Annotated in this window: 18 protein-coding genes; 7 read left to right on the top strand and 11 right to left on the bottom strand. The window is 63.4% G+C overall.

Annotated elements, in window-relative coordinates; genetic code table 11:
• Window positions 1-111: 111 nt before the first annotated feature.
• The gene (gene pmbA, locus ABIE20_RS03635; protein WP_429502857.1) at window positions 112-1,458 is read right to left on the bottom strand and encodes a metalloprotease PmbA; all 1,347 of its coding nucleotides are present in this window, start codon (window positions 1,456-1,458) and stop codon (window positions 112-114) included.
• 108 nt (window positions 1,459-1,566) lie between these two features.
• Here pmbA and yjgA point away from each other — a divergent pair, with 108 nt between their 5' ends.
• The gene (gene yjgA, locus ABIE20_RS03630; protein WP_429502855.1) at window positions 1,567-2,088 is read left to right on the top strand and encodes a ribosome biogenesis factor YjgA; all 522 of its coding nucleotides are present in this window, start codon (window positions 1,567-1,569) and stop codon (window positions 2,086-2,088) included.
• 42 nt (window positions 2,089-2,130) lie between these two features.
• Here the strand turns inward: yjgA and tldD are convergent, their stop codons facing one another.
• The 8 genes from tldD to mreB form a co-directional block, all read right to left on the bottom strand.
• The gene (tldD, locus tag ABIE20_RS03625; RefSeq protein ID WP_429502853.1) at window positions 2,131-3,570 is read right to left on the bottom strand and encodes a metalloprotease TldD; all 1,440 of its coding nucleotides are present in this window, start codon (window positions 3,568-3,570) and stop codon (window positions 2,131-2,133) included.
• Window positions 3,571-3,572: 2 nt separating this feature from the next.
• On the bottom strand, window positions 3,573-4,424 hold the full coding sequence (locus tag ABIE20_RS03620) for a carbon-nitrogen hydrolase family protein (RefSeq protein ID WP_429502851.1): 852 nt from the start codon (window positions 4,422-4,424) through the stop codon (window positions 3,573-3,575).
• A gap of 8 nt (window positions 4,425-4,432) precedes the next feature.
• Complete coding sequence (locus ABIE20_RS03615; RefSeq protein WP_429502849.1) at window positions 4,433-8,248, bottom strand: YhdP family protein; 3,816 nt, start codon at window positions 8,246-8,248, stop codon at window positions 4,433-4,435.
• A gap of 88 nt (window positions 8,249-8,336) precedes the next feature.
• A complete protein-coding gene (gene rng / locus ABIE20_RS03610; RefSeq protein ID WP_045196314.1) occupies window positions 8,337-9,794 on the bottom strand; it encodes a ribonuclease G in 1,458 nt (485 codons plus the stop codon).
• 80 nt (window positions 9,795-9,874) lie between these two features.
• Window positions 9,875-10,477 (bottom strand): Maf family protein, encoded by a 603-nt coding sequence (locus ABIE20_RS03605; RefSeq protein ID WP_429502847.1) that lies wholly within the window; start codon window positions 10,475-10,477, stop codon window positions 9,875-9,877.
• A gap of 35 nt (window positions 10,478-10,512) precedes the next feature.
• Window positions 10,513-11,001: a rod shape-determining protein MreD gene (mreD, locus tag ABIE20_RS03600; RefSeq protein ID WP_045196310.1), complete on the bottom strand. Its 489-nt coding sequence runs from the start codon at window positions 10,999-11,001 to the stop codon at window positions 10,513-10,515.
• Window positions 11,001-12,053, bottom strand: coding sequence for a rod shape-determining protein MreC (gene mreC, locus ABIE20_RS03595; protein WP_429503018.1), 1,053 nt, complete (start codon window positions 12,051-12,053; stop codon window positions 11,001-11,003). Before mreC ends, mreD begins: the two co-directional genes overlap by 1 nt.
• Before the next feature lie 167 nt (window positions 12,054-12,220).
• On the bottom strand, window positions 12,221-13,258 hold the full coding sequence (gene mreB / locus ABIE20_RS03590) for a rod shape-determining protein MreB (RefSeq protein ID WP_008371426.1): 1,038 nt from the start codon (window positions 13,256-13,258) through the stop codon (window positions 12,221-12,223).
• Between the two features lie 202 nt (window positions 13,259-13,460).
• On the opposite strand from mreB, the gene gatC reads away from it, so the two are divergent.
• The 6 genes from gatC (at window position 13,461) to ABIE20_RS03560 (ending at window position 18,676) form a co-directional block, all read left to right on the top strand.
• Window positions 13,461-13,748 (top strand): Asp-tRNA(Asn)/Glu-tRNA(Gln) amidotransferase subunit GatC, encoded by a 288-nt coding sequence (gene gatC / locus ABIE20_RS03585; protein ID WP_045196305.1) that lies wholly within the window; start codon window positions 13,461-13,463, stop codon window positions 13,746-13,748.
• A 16-nt stretch (window positions 13,749-13,764) separates the two neighbouring features.
• Window positions 13,765-15,216, top strand: coding sequence for an Asp-tRNA(Asn)/Glu-tRNA(Gln) amidotransferase subunit GatA (gene gatA, locus ABIE20_RS03580; RefSeq protein WP_429502844.1), 1,452 nt, complete (start codon window positions 13,765-13,767; stop codon window positions 15,214-15,216).
• A gap of 11 nt (window positions 15,217-15,227) precedes the next feature.
• Window positions 15,228-16,673 carry an Asp-tRNA(Asn)/Glu-tRNA(Gln) amidotransferase subunit GatB gene (gene gatB, locus ABIE20_RS03575; RefSeq protein WP_045196301.1) on the top strand — a complete coding sequence of 482 codons (1,446 nt, stop codon included), beginning with the start codon at window positions 15,228-15,230 and terminating at the stop codon, window positions 16,671-16,673.
• A 137-nt stretch (window positions 16,674-16,810) separates the two neighbouring features.
• On the top strand, window positions 16,811-17,182 hold the full coding sequence (locus ABIE20_RS03570; protein ID WP_429502842.1) for a septal ring lytic transglycosylase RlpA family protein: 372 nt from the start codon (window positions 16,811-16,813) through the stop codon (window positions 17,180-17,182).
• A gap of 62 nt (window positions 17,183-17,244) precedes the next feature.
• Window positions 17,245-18,288: a calcium/sodium antiporter gene (locus tag ABIE20_RS03565; RefSeq protein ID WP_429503016.1), complete on the top strand. Its 1,044-nt coding sequence runs from the start codon at window positions 17,245-17,247 to the stop codon at window positions 18,286-18,288.
• 10 nt (window positions 18,289-18,298) lie between these two features.
• Window positions 18,299-18,676 (top strand): carboxymuconolactone decarboxylase family protein, encoded by a 378-nt coding sequence (locus ABIE20_RS03560; RefSeq protein ID WP_429502840.1) that lies wholly within the window; start codon window positions 18,299-18,301, stop codon window positions 18,674-18,676.
• 22 nt (window positions 18,677-18,698) lie between these two features.
• On the opposite strand, the gene ABIE20_RS03555 is transcribed toward ABIE20_RS03560, so the two are convergent.
• Both ABIE20_RS03555 and ABIE20_RS03550 read right to left on the bottom strand, forming a co-directional pair.
• Window positions 18,699-20,072, bottom strand: a complete 1,374-nt coding sequence (locus ABIE20_RS03555) for an amino acid permease (RefSeq protein WP_429502838.1) — start codon at window positions 20,070-20,072, stop codon at window positions 18,699-18,701.
• Between the two features lie 52 nt (window positions 20,073-20,124).
• Window positions 20,125-21,066: an AEC family transporter gene (locus ABIE20_RS03550; protein WP_429502836.1), complete on the bottom strand. Its 942-nt coding sequence runs from the start codon at window positions 21,064-21,066 to the stop codon at window positions 20,125-20,127.
• Window positions 21,067-21,197 lie beyond the last annotated feature (131 nt).

Here is a 21,197-nt window from a genome sequence, read left to right as displayed (position 1 = left end):
ATAATGATATTCATTATTAAGTGATAATCAGAATCAGTTCAACAAAATGAAAAAAGAAAAACAAAAAGCCCGACACATGGCCGGGCTTCGCAGGGGGAGAAATACCGGGCGTTAACTGCCCGCGACGGTCATCCGTTCGATCAGCACCGAGCCGGTGTGAATATTGCTGCGGGTTTCCAGATCGTTACCAATCGCGACGATTTGCTGGAACATATCCTTCATATTGCCGGCGATTGTCACTTCCTGAACAGCGAACTGAATTTCGCCGTTTTCCACCCAGTAACCTGCCGCACCACGGGAGTAGTCGCCTGTGACCATGTTCAGGCCATGGCCCATCAACTCGGTAACCAACAGGCCACGGCCCATGCGCCGCAGCAAGGCGGCCTGGTCTTCGACACCATGGGTAACGAACAGGTTGTGCACGCCGCCGGCGTTGGCGGTGCTCGGCAAGCCCAGCTTGCGCCCGGAATAGGTACCTAGCACGTAGGACACCAGCTGGCCGTTTTCGACGAACGGTTTGGCATAGGTTGCCAGGCCGTCACCATCGAACGCGGCACTGCCCAGTGCCTTTTGCAGGTGCGGACGCTCGTCCAGGGTCAGCCAGCTGGGGAACAGGCGCTGGCCCATGGCACCATCGAGGAACGATGACTTGCGGTACAGGTTGCCGCCGGAAATCGCCGAAAGGAAGCTGCCGAACAGCCCGCCAGCCAGCTCGGCCGAGAACAGCACCGGCACTTCACAGGTGGGCACCGGACGCGCGCCCAGGCGGCTGGCCGCCCGTTGCGCGGCGCGGATTCCGATGCTGCGCGGGTCGGCCAGCAGTTCGCCCTGGCGATTGACGTCATACCAGTAGTCGCGCTGCATCTGCCCGTCCGCTTCGGCGATCATCACGCAGCTCAGGCTGTGCCGGGTCGAAGCGTAGCCACCGATAAAGCCGTGACTGTTGCCATACACGCGGCAGCCCTGGTGGGTGTTGAGGGTGGTGCCATCGGCATTCTTGATCCGCGCATCGGCGTCAAAGGCCGCAGCTTCGCATTCCAGGGCCTTTTCAATGGCCTGTTCGGGAGTGATGTCCCAAGCGTGATAGAGGTCGAAATCCGGCTGTTCACGGGCCATCAGTGCCGGATCGGCTAGCCCGGCACACTCATCTTCAGAGGTGTGTTTGGCAATCGCCAGGGCGGCGGCGACGGTTTCCCGGATCGCCTCGCTGCCGCTGGCCGACGTGCTCGCCGAGCCCTTGCGCTGGCCCACATACAGGGTGATGCCAAAGCCCTGGTCGCGGTTGAATTCGACGGTCTCGACTTCGCGCTGGCGCACCGAAGTCGACAACCCCTGCTCCAGCGATACTGCCACTTCACAGGCACTGGCGCCCTGGCGCCGGGCTTCGGCGATGATCTGTTCGACCTGTTCCTGCAACGCCGGCAGGGCCTGCGGACCTACGCTCTGGACTGCACTCATGGTTTTCTCCACTCAAATTCTGCGTTCGGCGCGGGTCAATCTACGACCGGACCGGACAAGCGGCCCCCGACTGGTTATCATGGCGGCGATTCTCAGCGGACTGCCCCCATGGTTGATTCTTACGACACCGCCTTTGACGGCGAAAAAAGCAAAACCCAGGTTAAGCGCGAGATGCAGGCGCTGGTTGATATGGGCGAGCGCCTTACCTTGCTCAAGCCCGATACCCTGGCCAAACTGCCGTTGACCGACGAACTGCGCGCGGCCCTGGAAGAACACAAGCGGCACACCGCGAACGAGGCCAAACGGCGCCACAAGTCGTTCATCGGCAAGCTGATGCGCGACCAGGACATCGACGCGATCAATGCCCTGCTTGACCAGCTCGACGCCTCCTCGCGCCAGTACAACGAGCGCTTCCACAACCTCGAACGCTGGCGCGACCGGCTGATCGACGGTACCGACGAAGTCCTGGAGAAGTTCGTCCAGGAATACCCGGATGCCGATCGCCAGCAGCTACGCTCGCTGATCCGCCAGGCCCAGCACGAGCTGGCGCGCAACAAGGCGCCAAGCGCGAGCCGCAAGATCTTCAAGTACATCCGCGACCTCGACGAAGTCCAACGCGGCTTGCGTTGAACCCCGCACACGGGCAGGCGCCCTGCCTGCCCGGTTTCTTCTTCATGCGCCCGTGCCACCGACGGTGATCGCATCAATCTTCAGGGTCGGCTGGCCAACGCCTACCGGCACCGACTGACCATCCTTGCCGCACGTACCGACACCGCTGTCCAGCGACAGGTCGTTGCCGACCATCGATACCCGGCTCATGGCTTCCGGGCCATTGCCGATCAGGGTTGCGCCTTTGACCGGCGCGGTAATCTTGCCGTCTTCGATCAGGTACGCCTCGCTGGTGGAAAACACGAACTTGCCGCTGGTGATGTCGACCTGGCCACCGCCGAGGTTGGCGCAGTAGATGCCCCTTTTCACCGAGGCGATGATTTCTGCCGGGTCGCTTTCGCCAGCCCGCATGTAGGTGTTGGTCATGCGTGGCATTGGCAGGTGCGCATAGGATTCGCGGCGGCCGTTGCCGGTGCGGGCCATGCCCATCAGGCGGGCGTTGAGCTTGTCCTGCATGTAGCCTTTGAGGATGCCGTTCTCGATCAGCGTGGTGCACTCGGTCGGGGTGCCTTCGTCGTCGACACTCAGCGAACCGCGACGACCTTCCAGGGTGCCGTCGTCGACAATGGTGCACAGGCTCGAAGCAACTTTCTCGCCCATGTGGCCGCTGTAGGCCGAACTGCCCTTGCGGTTGAAGTCGCCTTCCAGGCCATGGCCGACCGCTTCGTGCAGCAATACGCCCGACCAGCCGGAGCCGAGCACCACCGGCAGGGTACCGGCCGGCGCCGGAATGGCTTCGAGATTGACCAGCGCCTGGCGCAGGGCCTCACGGGCAAAGCCCATGACTCGTTCGTCGGTGAAATAGCGGTAATCGGTACGCCCGCCACCACCATGACCGCCGCGCTCGCGACGGCCGTTCTGCTCGACGATGACACTGACGTTAAAACGCACCAGCGGGCGAATGTCGGCGGCCAGGCTACCATCGGCGGCGGCGACCAGAATGCGCTCCCAGACCCCGGCCATGCTCACGGTGACTTGCTGGATACGCGGATCGAGCTTACGCGTGGCAGCATCGACACGCTTGAGCAGCTCGACCTTCTCGGCGCGGCTGATGACCTCAAGCGGGTTGTCAGTGCCATAAAGCTGGGTAACGTCCTGGCTGTTGAACGCCTGCACGCTGCCATTCTGCCCGGCACGGGAAATCGATCGCGCCGCACGGGCCGCCGAGGTCAGGGCTTCGAGGTTGATGGCGTTGCTGTAGGCAAAACCGGTCTTCTCGCCAGACTGGGCACGCACGCCCACGCCCTGGTCGAGGTTGAAGCTGCCTTCTTTGACGATGCCGTCTTCCAGCGCCCAGGATTCGGAAATCTGCCCCTGGAAATACAGGTCGGCGGCATCGATGCCTGGCCCGGCCAGCTCGCCCAGCACTGACTGCAGGCTGTCGAGGGTCAGGCCGCCCGGCGCCAGCAGGTGTTCGCTGACAGTGGATAACATCTCGCTCATAGTCACTCCGAGGTGTGCGCAGGCCGCAAGGCGTCCTGCGAGAAAAAGCGCCGGTGTAAAGTCACCGGCATCCGCGCCCGGATGGACGCCTGTTCACTGCTGTCGCGTTCGCTCAGCAGCACGGCCTCGCCACTGGCCTGTTCGGCGACGATGCGCCCCCAGGGGTCGACGATCGCCGCATGGCCATAAGTTTCCCGTGGCCCCGGGTGGGTACCGCCCTGGGCCGCAGCCAGGACATAGCATTGGGTTTCGATCGCCCGCGCCCTGATCAGCACCTCCCAGTGCGCGGCACCGGTCACGGCGGTGAAGGCCGATGGCGCGCTGATCAGTTCAGCTCCGGCCTCGCGCAGCGCGCTGTACAACTCGGGGAAGCGCAAGTCATAGCAGACACTCAGGCCCAGGCGCCCCACCGGGGTGTCGGCTACCACCACCTGAGCGCCGTGGGCATAGTCATCGGATTCACGATAGCGGCCACGGTTATCAGCGACATCGACATCGAACAGGTGCAGCTTGTCATAGCGCGCCACCTGTTCGCCGTGCTCATCGATCAGCAGGGAGCAGGCATGGGACTTGGCTTCGACCTGACCGACCGGCGGCAACGGCAAAGTACCCGCCACTATCCATAACTTGAGGTCGCGGGCGGTCTGTTTCAACCAGGGCAGGATCGGGCCTTCGCCCAGGGCCTCGGCGCGACCGATCGCAGCACTGTCGCGCCGGCCCATGGCCGCGAAGTTTTCCGGCAGCACGGCAAGCCGCGCACCGCCTGCGGCTGCCTGCTCAAGCAGTTGCCGGGCGCGCACCAGGTTGGCCAGAACGTCGCTCTGGCTGACCATCTGGATAACCGCTGACTTCATGCCGGCTCCTAGCGTGATTTTTCGAAAGGTTTGATAAAGCTTATCTTAGGCTCTTTCCACGGACCCTCGACGCGATAATGCACGCTGGCGTAGCGCGCCACCCGGTCACCGAGCAGGCGGTCGACCAGGAACAGCGCCCCGCCGATGGCTGGCGCCCCGACAATCAGCGCGGCAATCGGCAGGTTGTTGGTCACCGGCAAGGTCACCAGCAGGTTGGCATCGACCCGGTCACGGACCATGTCCAGGGTGCCGTCGAGTTCAAGATTGCTCGAGGGGCCGGTCAGGGTGATCGGCTCGCGGGTCACATAAACCCCCTCACTGGCCACCAGCAGGCCCTTGACCCGGTCGTAGCTCAGGCCCTTGTCGAGCAGGTCGGAGAAGTCCAGGCGCAGGCGCCGGCCAATCGAGTTGAAGTTGAGCAGGCCGAACACCCGCAGGGCCTGGGCACCGCCTTCGACTTCGACGAACTGGCCTTTGCGCAAGGCGGCATCGAGGCTGCCGGAGAATCGCTTGAGGCCGACCCAGGCCGGCGAGCCGGGCCAGCGGCCATCGACATCCAGGCGAAAATCACGGCTGGTGACGGTCGGCGCGAAGTTGAAGGCCTTGAGGATGTCCGCCAGGTTCTTGCCTTCCAGGCGGCCCTTGTACCAACTGCTGCTCGCCCCTGGTGCCCCTTCCCAACCGCCGTTACCGTCGATCTGCAGGCCTTTGACATTGACATCGAGGTCATTGAGGGCGATGCCCTTGGCGGTCGGGCGGGCTTTTACCGCCCAACTGCCGAGCAGATCGTCACCGCGAAACAGCTTGTCGATCGACAGATCAACGGCCGGAATCTTGCGCGGATCGATACTGGCCATTGGGTCCGGGCCGTCATCGGAAGACGCTTCGGCGGGGTCGGCGGCCGGCAGGTGAATGGTCTGCAGATTGATCACCATCGGCGCGCCCTTGGCATCCGGGATCCGCGCGTTGCCGATGACTTCCTTGCTGTCCAGGCGCACGGCCCACAGGTTGCCGCCGCGGTCCACACGCACCACCGCCTGGGCCAGGTTCAGGCCAAAGCCCTTGAGCTGGCCGATACTCAGGTCGACGCCGCGCAGCATTTGCTTGGCATTGCCGCCCGGGTCATTGCCGGCAACCCGATCGAGCTGCTTCTGCCAGGGTTCCAGGTCGAGCTCGGCCAGGCGACCGCGCACACGCAGGCCCTGGCCAGGCGGCAACTGTGCGGTGCCGGCGCCGAACAGCAGTTCGCCACGGCCCTGGTCGAGCTTGTCCATAGGCGCGGCGTAGATGGCCTTGGCGATGTCAGCGTAAGTGACATTGAAGCGCCGCTCCGGCCCCTGCAGGCCCATGCTGAACTGGCTGTTGCGGGTCTCGTTTGCGGCCTTGCCGAACGGCGCGGGCAAATCCACCGCCAGGCCCTTGAGGCTGGAATCGACGGTCAAGGTGTTATCGCGGCTGCCCAGGCTGACCTGCAACTGGTAAGGCAGCTCTCCGGAAAGCGGCAGGGCCTGCTTGACCTGCAGCCAGTCGGTCAGCGATTTGAGCGGCATCTGCCCCTTGGCGTTGATGCGGGTCTGCATCTGGCCAGGTTTGCCTTCGGCAAAGATCTGCGCGGTGATCGGCTTGTCGAAAGCCCGCGCACTGATGTTCTCGCCGCTCAAGCCTTTGTCGAAGTCAAAGCGCAAATCACCCTTGAGCTGATGGAGCTCCAGGGCAGGTGAAGCGATCTTCAGCCGTGCATCGCGAACATTGAAGTCGACGACCACCTTGGGTTGCTGGCCTTTGGCCAGGGGAATATCCAGCTTGAGCTTGCCCTTAAGGTCGCCCTCGCCCTCCCAGCCGGCAAACATCGGCCCGGTGCCGATAGGCGCGTCCTGGAGGATCTTCAGGCCATCGACGAGCCCGCCGTCAAATTCGCCGTCCAGATACAGGTGATTGTGTTCACCGGCGGCAACATGGGGAATGTTGACCTCGACGTTACGCACCTGAGTATTGAGTAACTGTCCGCTTTGCGCCTTGATGCGCACACCATCGTCGTCGATAAACACGTCACCGGCGACTTTCTGCACCTGAGGCCAGCCGGGCTGAAAATCCAGGGCGGCGTCATGGACTTTGAAGAACAGGCTGATGCTGCGCGCTTGCTCCGGGGCGCCATGATTGAGCGAACCCTGGTACTGGAAATAACCTTCATCGACCGCGCCCTTGAGGATCGCCGTGCGCAGCCATTCATCCAGCGCCGGGCTTAGTACTTCGGGCAGGTACTTGGCGGTGTAGCGGCCATCGCCGTCGACCAGGCCGACGCGCAGGTCCATGTAGTCTTCGCGGGTTTCATCGAACAGCAGGCGAATGAGGAAGTCGCCGGCAATCTTGCCCTCCTCGCCCAGCACCTTCAGGTACGGCGCGATCAGGGTGAAGCCTTCCTGGTCCAGGCGCCAAGTCAGGCGTGCGTTGGCTTTCTGGTAATGCCAGGGTTTCTCGAAGATCGGGTACAGGTGCAGCATGAAGGCATCGGTATCCAGGCGCAGTTCGCCCTGGCCGAGGTCACCGCTGATACTGCCGCTGACATTACCGGCAGCCGGTGCACCGTGATAGGCGTCAAAGCCAACCCGCTCAAGGTTGGCAGCAAAACTCAGGCGCTGGTCGCCGGTGGCTTTAGGCCGCACATCCAGGCGCACGTTACGCAAGGCCCCGGTGACCTTGAGGCCATCGACCACGGCCATGAGTTTTTCCGGCAGCGGCGCCAGGGCGTCAATCAGCGGCGTAACCGGGGTCAGGTCGAGACGGTCGGCCTGAATTGCCCAGGTTTCCTCGCCGGATTCGGTCGCGGCGGTCTGCTTGAGCTGCACATGGGATTCCCAGCGGGTCTTGCCCAGGCTCATGGCCAACGAGTCAATCAGCACATCCAGGCCCTTGTCGCTGCGCTGGAACCAGGCATTGAGGGCCAGGTTGTCGACCTGCACAGGCTTGCGTTCGGCATAGTTGCCGCGCAGCTGCGGCGCATTGAGGCGCACCACAGCGCTTTGCACCTGGCCCTTGCCCCAGCTCAGCCACAACTCGCCACCAGCGCGCAGCTCGGCGGCCTGCCATTGGCCCAGCAGCCGCGGGGGCAGCCAACGCGCCCAGTCGCTTTGCGGCAGGCTCAGGTAGGCATCGACTTCACCGTCGCGCCACTGACTGGGGCGGATGCGGCTGCGCAGGCTCAATGCCAGCGGCTGGCCGTCGGGCAGGGTCACGCGCGCGTCCAGGCGCTGGCGCACACTGCCGGTCTGCAGGCCGAGGCTGACGTAGGTAAGGGTCATGGGTTCGCGCTGGAATGGCTCCAGGGTCACCTGGCTGTCGACCACGGAGACTTTCGACACCACCTGGATCTGCTTGAGCAGTTGCTCGGGGTCCAGCGGCTGGTCGTCTTTTTCCGGCAGGCCTTCCAGGGCCCAGGCGCCGTTCTGGTCTTCACGCAGGCTGAGCTGCAAGCCGCCGACTTCGAGGTTGGCAAGACGCAGCTGACGCTCGACCAGGCTGGCCCAGAGGTCTGGCACCAGCTTGACGCCGTCCAGGCGCAAGGCACTCGGACCCTCGCCGACCTGGATATCACGCACCCTCACGATCGGCGCCAGGCCACTCCAGTGCCCTTCCAGGGCGCCGATATGCACCGGCAGGCCCAGGGCCTGCTCGGCCTTGTCCTCAACTTCGGCACGGTACTCGGCCACCAGCGGAATGAACTGCCGGCCGAGGCTGACGTACAACGCCACCAGCACCGCCAGCAAGGCACTGATGCCCAGCCCCCAGCGGGTCAAGGCGCCGAGAACGCGCATCAGTCGTTCCATGCCAGTGGCCCTCCGGATCGTGCCTTAACTATGGCCGCAACCAGGCACTTTGCCAGCGCAGGCAGCACACATTGTTGCTCAGTACGAGTCAGAGGAGCACCACATCATATTGTTCCTGGGAATACATGGACTCGACCTGGAAGCGAATGGTTCGACCGATGAAGGCCTCAAGCTCGGCCACGTTGCCCGATTCTTCGTCCAGCAGGCGGTCGACCACTTTTTGATTGGCCAGTACCCGGTAGCCCTCGGCCTGATAGGCGCGGGCTTCGCGCAGGATCTCGCGGAAAATTTCGTAACAGACCGTCTCTGGGGTCTTCAGCTTGCCACGTCCCTGGCAGCAATAGCAGGGTTCGCACAGCACCTGCTCAAGGCTCTCGCGGGTGCGCTTGCGGGTCATCTGCACCAGGCCCAGCTCGGTAATGCCGATAATGTTGGTCTTGGCGTGGTCGCGCTCCAGTTGTTTTTCCAGGGTGCGCAGCACCTGGCGCTGGTGCTCTTCATCTTCCATGTCGATGAAGTCGATGATGATGATCCCGCCAATGTTGCGCAGGCGCAGTTGCCGGGCAATGGCGGTAGCCGCCTCGAGGTTGGTCTTGAAGATGGTCTCTTCGAGGTTGCGGTGGCCGACAAAGGCCCCGGTGTTGACGTCGATGGTGGTCATCGCCTCGGCCGGATCGACCACCAGGTAGCCGCCGGACTTGAGCGGCACCTTGCGGTCCAGGGCGCGCTGGATTTCGTCTTCGACGCCGTAGAGGTCGAAAATCGGTCGCTCGCCCGGGTAATGTTCCAGACGATCGGCGATTTCCGGCATCAGTTCAGCGACGAACTGTGTGGTTTTCTGGAAGGTTTCCCGCGAGTCGATGCGGATCTTCTCGATCTTCGGGTTGACCAGGTCGCGCAGGGTGCGCAGGGCCAGGCCAAGGTCTTCGTAGATTTCGGTTGGCGCGCCGACGGTCTTGATCTGCGCGCCGATCTGTTCCCAGAGCCTGCGCAGGTAGCGGATGTCCATGAGGATTTCATCGGCCCCGGCGCCTTCGGCGGCGGTACGCAGGATGAAGCCGCCAGCGTCCTGGATGTTTTCCTGGGCGATGCAGTCAGTCACCACCTGCTTGAGGCGTTCGCGTTCGGCCTCGTCTTCGATCTTCAGGGAAATGCCGACATGACTGGTACGCGGCATGTACACCAGGTAACGCGACGGGATCGACAGCTGGGTGGTCAGGCGCGCGCCCTTGGAGCCGATCGGGTCCTTGGTCACCTGCACCACCAGGCTCTGGCCTTCATGCACCAGGGCGCTGATGCTCTCGACCGAGGAGCCCTCGCGCAGGGAGATTTCCGAGGCGTGGATGAACGCCGCGCGGTCCAGGCCGATGTCGACGAAGGCCGCCTGCATGCCCGGCAGAACCCGCACCACCTTGCCTTTGTAGATGTTGCCGACGATGCCACGGCGCTGGGTGCGCTCGACATGCACCTCCTGCAGTACACCGTTCTCCACCACCGCCACGCGTGATTCCATCGGTGTGATGTTGATCAGAATCTCTTCACTCATGGCAAGCTCTCGTCAAAGGACTTCAGTAATCATGGATCGCTCGCGGGCGACTGGCTAGGGCAGTTCTGGCTAATCCTCGCTCAACGGGCCGGCAGGCGCTGCCAGCAGGGGATACCGAATTGACCGAGCAGCTCGGCGGTTTCGTTCAAGGGCAGGCCGACCACGGCCGAATAGCTGCCCTCCAGACGCTGTACGAACACTGCCCCCAGACCCTGTATGGCATAGCTGCCGGCCTTGTCGGCAGGTTCGCCGCTGGCCCAGTAGGCCTCGGCTTGCTCGGTGCTGATGGTACGAAATACTACGCGGCTGCTGACATTGACGCTCAGGCAACGTTGATGATCGGCAACGGCCACCGCAGTCATTACCAGATGCTCGCGCCCGGACAAGGCGGCCAGCATGGCCAGGGCATCTTCACGGTTTTGCGGCTTGCCGAGAATTCGACCTTCGAGCACCACGGCGGTATCGGCACCCAGCACCGCTACCGGGCTGTCGCTACTCGGGGGCAACGACGCAAGGCCGGCGCAGGCTTTCTCTCGCGCCAGACGCTCAACGTACGCCGCCGCAGCCTCGGCGGGCAGCGGCGTCTCGTTGATCGCGGCACTGAGCGAAGTAAAGGGAATACCAATCTGGGTCAGCAACTCACGGCGGCGTGGCGAGCCAGAGGCCAGGTACAGCAGGGTCATCTTGACGTCTCCCTGTCAGCGTTGAATGTGAGTGCTCAGTTGATGCTCAGGCGTCGGCGCAGACCACGCAGGCCATAGCTGATCCACGGCCAGAGCAAGGCGCTGATGACCGCCGACCAGATCAGCGCCAGGGTCGGCAGGCGGTTGCCGGTCAGGGCGCTGAGCCACAGCTGGATCAACTGGGCCAGGCCGAAGATCACCAGGATCACCAGGCTTTGCTGCCACATCGGGAACATCCGCAGGCGCTGTTGCAACGACAGCACCAGGAAGGTGATCAGGGTCAGCACCAGCGCGTTCTGACCCAGCAAGGTGCCATACAGCACATCCTCGGCCAGGCCCAGGACGAACGCGGTGGTCATGCCGACCCGGTGCGGCACGGCCAGGGTCCAGAAGGCCAGCAACAGGGCCAGCCACATCGGCCGGAACACTTCGGCGAACTGCGGCATCGGCGACACGCTGAGCAGCATGCCGATCAGAAAGCTCAGCCAGATGACCCAGCCGTTACGGCTGCGGGTGCTTACCATCAGTGTCTCTCCTGGGAAATGACTGGCGCGCCTGGAACGGCAGCAGGGGCTGCGGGCGCTGCCGTGGCGGGCGGATGGGCACTGGTTGCCGGTGCGGCGGGTGCGGCTGTTGCTGGCGTCACCGCAGCCGGGGCGCTGGCAGGCGCAGCAGGTGCCGCCGAAGCGGGCAGCCCCTGGCGATCAGCCTCTTCCTGGGCAATCGCGGCATCACTGGCACGTTGCTCGGGCGAACGGCTGTCGGTGAATACCAGCAGCAGGTAGCGGCTGCGGTTGAGTGCGGCGGTCGGAATCGCCCGGACGATGGCAAACGGCTGGCCGGAATCGTGGATCACTTCCTTGACCGTGGCCACCGGGTAACCGGCCGGGAAGCGCTGGCCGAGGCCGGAGCTCACCAGCAGGTCGCCTTCCTTGATGTCGGCGGTGTCGGCAACGTGGCGCAGTTCAAGGCGCTCGGGGTTGCCGGTACCGCTGGCAATCGCCCGCAAGCCGTTGCGGTTGACCTGCACCGGAATGCTGTGGGTGGTGTCGGTCAGCAGCAGTACCCGCGAAGTGTAGGGCATCAGTTCAACCACCTGGCCCATCAGGCCACGCGCGTCGAGCACCGGCTGACCGAGGACCACGCCATCGCGCTCGCCCTTGTTGATCAGGATCCGGTGAGTGAAAGGATTGGGATCGACGCCGATCAGCTCGGCGACTTCGACCTTCTCGTTGACCAGTGCCGAGGAGTTGAGCAACTCGCGCAGGCGCACGTTCTGCTCGGTCAGGGCCGCCAGCTTCTGCAGGCGACCTTGCAGGAGCAAGGCTTCGGTCTTGAGTTTTTCGTTTTCAGCGGCGAGTTCGGTACGGCTGCCAAACTGGCTGGCAACCCCCTGCCACACGCGCTGCGGCAGATCGGTAACCAGGTAGGACGGCATCAGCACCAGGCCCATCTGGCTACGCATCGGCTTGAGCAGGGTGAAGCGCGCGTCGACCACCATCAGGGTGATCGACAGCACAACCAGCACAAGCAGGCGTACGCCCAGCGAAGGGCCCTTGGCGAAAAGCGGTTTAATGGGCCGCTCCTCGTGGACGACGATTCAAGAGGTCATTCATACGGCAACGCACCGGCCTGCTTGCGGATTGACGGAAAACGACGCCCACACGGACGTCAGCCCAGCACATACAGGTAGCACTGTGGGCACTACCTGTAAACCGGGCGGCGTGAACTGCGGGCTCCGGCTTATTCGCTGGAGAGCAGGTCCATGGTGTGTTTGTCCATCATTTCCAGGGCACGACCACCACCGCGAGCCACGCAGGTCAGCGGGTCTTCGGCGACGATTACCGGCAGGCCGGTTTCCTGGGCCAGCAGCTTGTCGAGGTCACGCAGCAGGGCGCCACCACCGGTCAGCACCAGGCCACGCTCGGCGATGTCCGAAGCCAGCTCTGGCGGCGATTGCTCCAGGGCGCTCTTGACCGCCTGGACGATGGTCGCCAGGGACTCTTGCAGGGCTTCCAGCACTTCGTTGGAGTTCAGGGTGAAGGCACGTGGCACGCCCTCGGCCAGGTTGCGGCCGCGGACATCGACTTCACGAACTTCGCCACCCGGATAGGCGGTACCGATTTCCTGCTTGATGCGCTCGGCGGTGGACTCGCCGATCAGGCTGCCGTAGTTGCGGCGCACGTAGGTGACGATGGCCTCGTCGAAACGGTCGCCACCGACCCTCACGGATTCGGCGTAAACCACACCGTTCAGGGAGATCAGCGCGATTTCAGTGGTACCACCACCGATATCGACGACCATCGAACCGCGGGCTTCCTCGACCGGCAGGCCGGCACCGATGGCGGCGGCCATTGGCTCTTCAATCAGGAACACTTCACGGGCACCGGCGCCCAGCGCCGATTCACGAATGGCCCGGCGCTCGACCTGGGTCGATTTGCACGGCACGCAGATCAGTACCCGCGGGCTTGGCTGCAGGAAGCTGTTTTCGTGAACCTTGTTGATGAAGTACTGCAGCATTTTTTCGCAAACGCTGAAATCGGCGATCACGCCGTCTTTCATCGGACGAATGGCAGCAATGTTGCCAGGCGTACGGCCCAGCATGCGCTTTGCCTCGGTACCGACAGCGACGACACTTTTCTGGTTGCCGTGAGTACGAATGGCCACAACCGATGGCTCATTCAGGACGATACCGCGCTCACGCACGTAAATAAGGGTGTTGGCAGTGCCCAGGTCGATGGAAAGATCGCTGGAAAACATGCCACGCAGTTTCTTGAACATGGGAAAGTGACCCTAGGCAACGCGTGGGTAAAAAAGTGCGGCAAACTCTAACAACGGCGGGGATTTTGGGCAAGGCACCAATATGTTAAATTGGCGGTTTTTCCGAGCAAGCCTGCACATGATCGCGGCCTTATGACCGTAATACTGCCAGCATGTTCCTCATCGCGGAGCAAATCCGTTTCTGTTTTCCCAGGAGATCCCCATGGCGCTTGAACGCTGCGACGTGGAAAAGATCGCTCATCTGGCCCGACTGGGCCTGAATGAAGCCGATCTGCCACGCACTACCGATGCCCTGAACAGTATTCTGGGACTGGTCGACCAGATGCAAGCGGTCGACACCACTGGCATCGAGCCACTGGCCCACCCTCTGGAAGCCACCCAGCGCCTGCGCGCCGACGTGGTAACAGAAAGTAACCATCGCGACAGCTACCAGGCCATCGCCCCGGCGACGGAAAACGGCCTGTACCTGGTTCCGAAAGTCATCGAGTAAGGGAATAGAGCCTGCCATGCATCAACTGACCCTGGCCGAGATCGCCCGCGGACTCGCCGACAAGAAGTTTTCTTCCGAAGAGCTGACCCGCGCCCTGCTGGCGCGGATCAACCAGCTCGATCCGCAAATCAACAGTTTCATCAGCGTCACCGAAGACCTGGCCATCAGCCAGGCCCGGGCCGCCGACGCCCGCCGCGCCGCCGGCGAGAGCGGCGCCCTGCTCGGCGCGCCGATCGGCCACAAGGACCTGTTCTGCACCCAGGACATCCGTACCAGCTGCGGCTCGAAGATGCTCGACAACTTCAAGGCGCCGTATGACGCCACCGTGGTCAGCAAGCTGGCCGACGCTGGCGCCGTGACCCTGGGCAAGACCAACATGGACGAATTCGCCATGGGTTCGGCCAACGAGAGCAGCTACTACGGCGCGGTGAAAAACCCGTGGAACCTCGAGCACGTGCCGGGCGGTTCGTCCGGTGGTTCGGCGGCCGCGGTTGCCGCGCGCCTGCTGCCTGCCGCCACCGCCACCGACACCGGCGGCTCGATCCGACAGCCGGCAGCGCTGACCAGCCTGACCGGGCTGAAACCGACCTACGGTCGAGTTTCGCGCTGGGGCATGATCGCCTACGCCTCGAGCCTCGACCAGGCCGGCCCGCTGGCGCGCACCGCTGAAGACTGCGCCCTGCTGCTGCAAGGCATGGCCGGTTTCGATGCCAAGGACTCCACCAGCATCGATGAACCGGTGCCGGACTACAGCGCCAGCCTCAACGCCTCGCTTCAGGGCCTGCGCATCGGCCTGCCGAAGGAATACTTCGGTGCCGGCCTCGACCCGCGCATCGCCGACCTGGTCCAGGCCAGCGTCAAGGAGCTGGAAAAGCTCGGCGCGGTGATCAAGGAAATCAGCCTGCCGAACATGCAGCACGCCATTCCGGCCTACTACGTGATCGCCCCGGCGGAAGCCTCGTCCAACCTGTCGCGTTTCGACGGCGTGCGTTTCGGCTACCGCTGCGAGAGCCCGGTCGACCTCACCGACCTGTACAAGCGCTCCCGCGGCGAAGGCTTCGGCCCTGAAGTACAGCGCCGGATCATGGTCGGGGCCTACGCCCTGTCGGCCGGTTACTACGATGCCTACTACCTGCAGGCGCAGAAAATCCGCCGCCTGATCAAGAACGACTTCATGGCGGCCTTCAACGATGTCGACGTGATCCTCGGCCCGACCACGCCAAACCTGGCCTGGAAGATCGGCGCCAAGAACAACGACCCGGTCGCTGAGTACCTGGAAGACGTCTACACCATCACCGCCAACCTCGCCGGCCTGCCAGGCCTATCGATGCCGGCCGGTTTCGTCGATGGTCTGCCGGTTGGCGTGCAGCTGCTGGCACCGTATTTCCACGAAGGCCGCCTGCTCAACGTCGCGCACCGCTATCAGCAAGTGACTGACTGGCACACTCGCGCACCTAACGGCTTCTGAGGGATCACCACATGCAATGGGAAGTTGTCATCGGGCTGGAGATTCACACCCAGCTCGCCACCCAGTCGAAGATTTTCTCCGGCAGCGCCACCACGTTCGGTTCCGAGCCGAACACCCAGGCCAGCCTGATCGATCTGGGCATGCCCGGCGTACTGCCGGTGCTCAACCAGGAAGCGGTGCGCATGGCCTGCATGTTCGGCCTGGCCATCGATGCCGAGATCGGCCAGCACAACGTGTTTGCGCGCAAGAACTACTTCTACCCCGACCTGCCCAAGGGCTACCAGATCAGCCAGATGGAGCTGCCGATCGTCGGCAAGGGCCACCTGGACATCGCCCTCGAAGACGGCACGGTCAAGCGCGTCGGCATTACCCGTGCGCACCTTGAAGAAGACGCCGGCAAGAGCCTGCACGAAGACTTCAGCGGCTCCACCGGCATCGACCTGAACCGCGCCGGCACCCCGCTGCTGGAGATCGTCTCCGAGCCGGACATGCGCAATGCCAAGGAGGCCGTAGCCTACGTCAAGGCCATCCACGCCCTGGTGCGCTACCTGGGCATCTGCGACGGCAACATGGCCGAAGGCTCGCTGCGTTGCGACTGCAACGTCTCGGTACGCCCTAAAGGCCAGGCCGAGTTCGGTACCCGCTGCGAGATCAAGAACGTCAACTCGTTCCGCTTCATCGAGCGCGCAATCAACACCGAAGTGCAGCGCCAGATCGAGCTGATCGAAGACGGCGGACGGGTCATCCAGGAAACCCGCCTGTACGACCCGAACAAGGACGAGACCCGCTCCATGCGCAGCAAGGAGGAAGCCAACGACTACCGTTACTTCCCCGACCCGGACCTGCTGCCGGTGGTCATCGAAAGCGCCTTCCTTGAAGAGGTGCGCGCTACCTTGCCGGAACTGCCGCCGCAAAAGCGCGAGCGCTTCCAGAGCCAGTTCGGCCTCTCGGCCTATGACGCCAACGTGCTGGCGACCAGCCGCGAACAGGCCGACTACTTCGAACAGGTGGTCGGTGTGTGCGGCGACGCCAAGCTTGCCGCCAACTGGGTCATGGTCGAGCTGGGCAGCCTGCTGAACAAGCTGGGCCTGGAAATCGACCAGTCGCCGGTCACTGCCGAGCACCTGGGCGGCATGCTCAAGCGCATCCTCGACAACACCATCAGCGGCAAGATTGCCAAGGTGGTGTTCGAGAAGATGGCCGCCGGCGACGGCGATGCCGACCAGATCATCGAAGCCGAGGGCCTGAAACAGGTCACCGACAGCGGTGCGATCGAGAAGGTCCTGGACGAAGTGCTGGCCGCCAACGCCGAGCAGGTCGAGCAGTACCGCGCCGCGGATGAAGCCAAGCGCGGCAAGATGTTCGGCTTCTTCGTCGGCCAGGCCATGAAAGCCTCCAAGGGCAAGGCCAACCCGCAGCAAGTGAACCAATTGCTCAAGAGCAAGCTCGAAGGGTAGTTCGCATTACCCTGTGGGAGCCGGCGTTGCCGGCGATGCAAGGCGAAGCCTTGCCAGTTTCTGGGGCTGCCGAGCAGCCCATCGCCGGCAACGCCGGCTCCCACAGGTGATCACTTCACCTCGGAGCAACTGATTTGATGTGGCGTCCCCTCAGCGCACTCGCGCTCTTCAGCCTGCTGGCCGGTTGCGCCAGCCACGATATCGACCCCCGCGGTTACGACAAGACCGGCACCGCCTCCTATTACGGCTCCCGTCACCACGGCAAACGCACCGCCAGTGGCGAGCCCTTCAACCAGCACGGTATGACCGCCGCCCACCGCAGCCTGCCCTTCGGCACACGGGTGAAGGTCACCAACCTCAACAACGAACGCAGCGTCGTGGTCCGTATCAACGACCGCGGGCCGCATAGCCGTGGCCGACTGATCGACCTGTCGCGCGCCGCCGCGGAAAAACTCGGGATGATCCGTAGCGGAACCGCGCGCGTACGGGTACAAAGTCTCAGCGACTGACCTGACCCCGGAGCACGACCATTTTCGACCTGGCCGCATTACCTACTTTCAGCCTGCTGCAACTGAGCATCGGCCTGCTGTTGCTGATCGCCGGCGCCGAACTGCTGGTGCGCGCCGCCCTGCGCCTGGCTGCCAGCCTGCAAGTACGGCCACTGATCATCGGCCTGAGCCTGGTGGCATTCGGCAGCAGCGCACCGCAACTGACGGTCAGCCTGCAGGCGGCCTACACCGGCGCGCCGGATGTCGCCGTCGGCAGCGTGATCGGCAGCAACATCTTCAACATCCTCGTGACCCTGGGCCTGGCCGCGCTGATTATTCCGCTGCGGGTCTCGCGCCAGTTGGTGCGCCTGGACATCCCGTTGATGATCGCCGCGAGCCTGGCGGTGTACCTCCTTGCCTTCAATGAACTGCTGGGCCGCCTGGAGGGCGCCCTGCTGTTGTGCGGCCTGTTCGGCTACCTGGCGATTCTCTGGCACCAGTCCCGCCACCATGCCCGCACCTACCCTGCGCCCGGTCCGCGGCCACAGCGCGGCGGCCGCTTCTGGCTCGCTAGTGTGCTGTTGATGCTGGCCGGGCTTGGCCTGCTCAGCCTCGCCGGCCATCTGCTGCTGGAGGCAGCGGTAGAGGTGGCGCAGGACCTGGGCCTGTCGGAACGGGTCATCGGCCTGACTGTGGTCGCGGTCTGCACCTCGCTGCCGGAGTTGGCCACCTCGTTGATCGCCGCCCTGCGTGGCGAGCGGGAAATCGCCGTGGGCAACGTGATCGGCAGCAACTTGTTCAACCTGCTGGCGGTGCTCGGCCTGACCGCACTGGTCGCCCCCGAGCCGCTGTCGATCTCGCCCAATGCCCTGGCCTTCGACCTGCCGGTAATGCTCGGGGTCGCGGTGCTGGCAATGCCGGTGTTCTATTCCGGCTACCGGGTAACACGCGCCGAAGGGCTGGTGTTCCTTTGTCTGTACCTGGCTTATGGTCTGCATGTGGTGGCCTTCACCACCGGCATGCCGCTGGCCAGCCGACTTGAAAAATTGATGCTGTTCTACGCATTGCCAGCACTGGGGGCGTTGCTGCTGTACACCACCCTGCGTGCCTGGCGCCGCCAACACTAAGGAAAACAACATGGGCGACAACAACAAATCCGGCGAACAGGTTCGCCGCCAGGTCATGGGCGATGCCTTCGTCGATCGCGCTTTGAGCAATGCCACCGACTTCAGCCAGCCGCTGCAGGATTTCGTCAATGAACATGCCTGGGGCAGCGTCTGGAGCCGTGAAGGCCTGCCGCTGAAAACCCGCAGCCTGATCACCCTCGCCGCCCTTACCGCACTCAAGTGCCCGCAGGAGCTCAAGGGCCACGTGCGTGGCGCGCTGAACAACGGTTGTACGGTCGAGGAGATTCGCGAGGCGCTGCTGCACTGCGCGGTGTACGCCGGCGTGCCGGCAGCGGTCGATGCCTTCCGCGCCGCCCAGGAAGTGATCGACAGCTACCAGCAGGGCTGATCGATCACTTCGGGCAAGGCCGTCAGTTGCTGACGACGACGGCCTTCTGACCTTTCTTTTTCAACCAGAACGCTACACCCAGGGTGGCGATCCAGGCCGGGATCAGCATGACCGAAATGCGGATCGGCGGGGTCAGGTACATCACCACCAGAATCAGACCGATGAACGCCAGGCACAGGTAGTTGGTTACCGGGTGGCCCCAGCTCTTGTAGAAGGTCGATTCGCCCGACGCCTGCTTGGCGCGGCGGAATTTGAGGTGGGTGATGCTGATGCTGGCCCAGTTGATCACCAGCGCCGAAACCGCCAGGGCCATCAGCAGGCCAAAGGCCTCGCCCGGCATCAGGTAGTTGATCAGCACGCACAAGCCGGTGGCCAGGGCGGAAACACCGAGGGCCGTCAGCGGCACGCCACGGCGGTTGACCTTGAGCAGCGCACGCGGCGCGTCACCCTGGCTGGCCAGACCGAACAGCATGCGGCTGTTGCAGTACACGCAACTGTTGTACACCGACAGCGCGGCGGTCAGTACCACCACGTTGAGGATGGTCGCCACCAGGTTGCTGTCCAGGTTGTGGAAGATCATCACGAACGGGCTGCCGCCCTGCACCACCTTCTGCCACGGGTACAGCGACAGCAGCACCGCCAGGGCGCCGATGTAGAAGATCAGGATGCGATAGACCACCTGGTTGGTGGCGCGCGGAATGCTGTGGCGCGGGTTGTCGGCTTCGGCGGCGGTGATACCGACCAGTTCCAGGCCGCCGAAGGAGAACATGATCACCGCCATGGCCATCAGCAAGCCGCTGAAGCCATTGGGGAAGAAGCCGCCGTACTGCCAGAGGTTGGCGACGCTGGCGTCCGGCCCGCCATTACCGCTGGCCAGCAGCCAGGCGCCAAAGCCGATCATGCTGACGATGGCGATGACTTTGACCAGGGCGAACCAGAACTCCATCTCACCGTAGACCTTCACCTGGGTGAGGTTGATCAGGTTGATCACCACGAAGAAGATCGCCGCCGTCGCCCAGGTCGGAAAGTCCGGCCACCAGTACTGCACGTAGATACCCACGGCCGTCAGCTCGGCCATGCCGACCAGCACATAGACCACCCAGTAGTTCCAGCCGGAAACAAAACCGGCGAACTCGTTCCAGTAGCGGTGGGCAAAGTGGCTGAAGCTGCCGGCTACCGGCTCGTCGACCACCATCTCGCCCAGCTGGCGCATGATAAAGAACGCCATCAGGCCGGCAATCGCATACCCCAGCAGCACGGCCGGACCGGCCATCTGGATGGTCTGGGCAATGCCGAGAAACAGGCCGGTACCGATGGCGCCACCCAGGGCAATCAACTGGATATGGCGATTTTTCAACCCGCGCTGTAATCGCTCTGGGGGGTTCTGTTCTTGCATGAAGTGTCCTTGAAGGTGGAAGGCAGTGTTGGCTTTATTGTCGGCACAGAATCTAGATCCAGCCGCCCCACTGCAAGAGGAAAATGCCGATATTCGTGGTTATGGCGGCCATCAGCGTAGTAATTACGATGATCGAGGCGGCCAGTTCATGGTTACCGTTGGCCGCGCGGGCCATCACATAACTGGCCGCGGCGGTCGGGCTGCCGATGTACAGGAACAGGATACCCAGCTCCGCGCCGCGAAAGCCGCAAAGCCAGGCCGCCAGGGTGCCGATCACCGGCAACCAGATCATCTTCACCAGGCTGGCGCTGACCGCCAGGCCACCGCTTTCGCGCAGTGACGCCAGCGACAGGGTACCGCCGATACAGATCAACGCCAGCGGCAGGGTCATCTGCGCCAGGTAGTCACCGCTGGTCAGTAACCAGTTCGGCAGCGGCACCTGCCCGTAGGCCATGGGCGTAGCCAGCAGCACGCTGATGATCAGCGGGTTGCGCAGGATACTCTTGAAGATGCTCCAGGGGTCGGACTTCATGCTCGGGCTGTACACCGCCAGCACTACCGACGACAGCGAGTTGTACAGCAGGATCACCAGGCCGGCGAGGATCGCCCCCAGCGAGATGCCGTAATCGCCATACATGCTCGCCGCCAGCGCCAGGCCGATGACCCCGTTGTTGCCGCGAAAGCCGCCCTGGGTGTAGATGCCGCGATCCTCACGCGGGCAGCGCCACAAGGCGAGGCCCCAGGCCAGGGCAAAGCTGCCCAGTGTCGCAACCACAAAAAACACCAGCAGCCCGGGTTTGACCGCCGCCGTCAGGTCGGCGTGATAGATCCCCAGAAACAGCAGCGCCGGCATGCACACGTTGAACACCAGCGACGACGCGGTGTGGATGAAGCCGTCGTTGATGGCCTTGATGCGCTTGAGCAGCACGCCCATGAACAGCATGGCGAACACCGGCGCCGTGATGTTCAGCGTCTGGATAAAGAGGGCGAGCATGCAGGGTGGTCCCGATGGCTGTCGTTAGGGGGCTAATGATACGTCAGCCACCGGTTGATGAATCGTATTCCGGCGTAAGAAAAAAGAATTGTTGACGTAGGAAATGGTTTGGATATGATCAAAACAACTGT

Origin of the sequence: Pseudomonas sp. 2835, from assembly GCF_050435905.1 — a bacterium.
GTDB lineage: Bacteria > Pseudomonadota > Gammaproteobacteria > Pseudomonadales > Pseudomonadaceae > Aquipseudomonas.
Note: the sequence above shows the minus strand (reverse complement) of the source record. Positions and strands in the feature narration are given on the sequence as shown.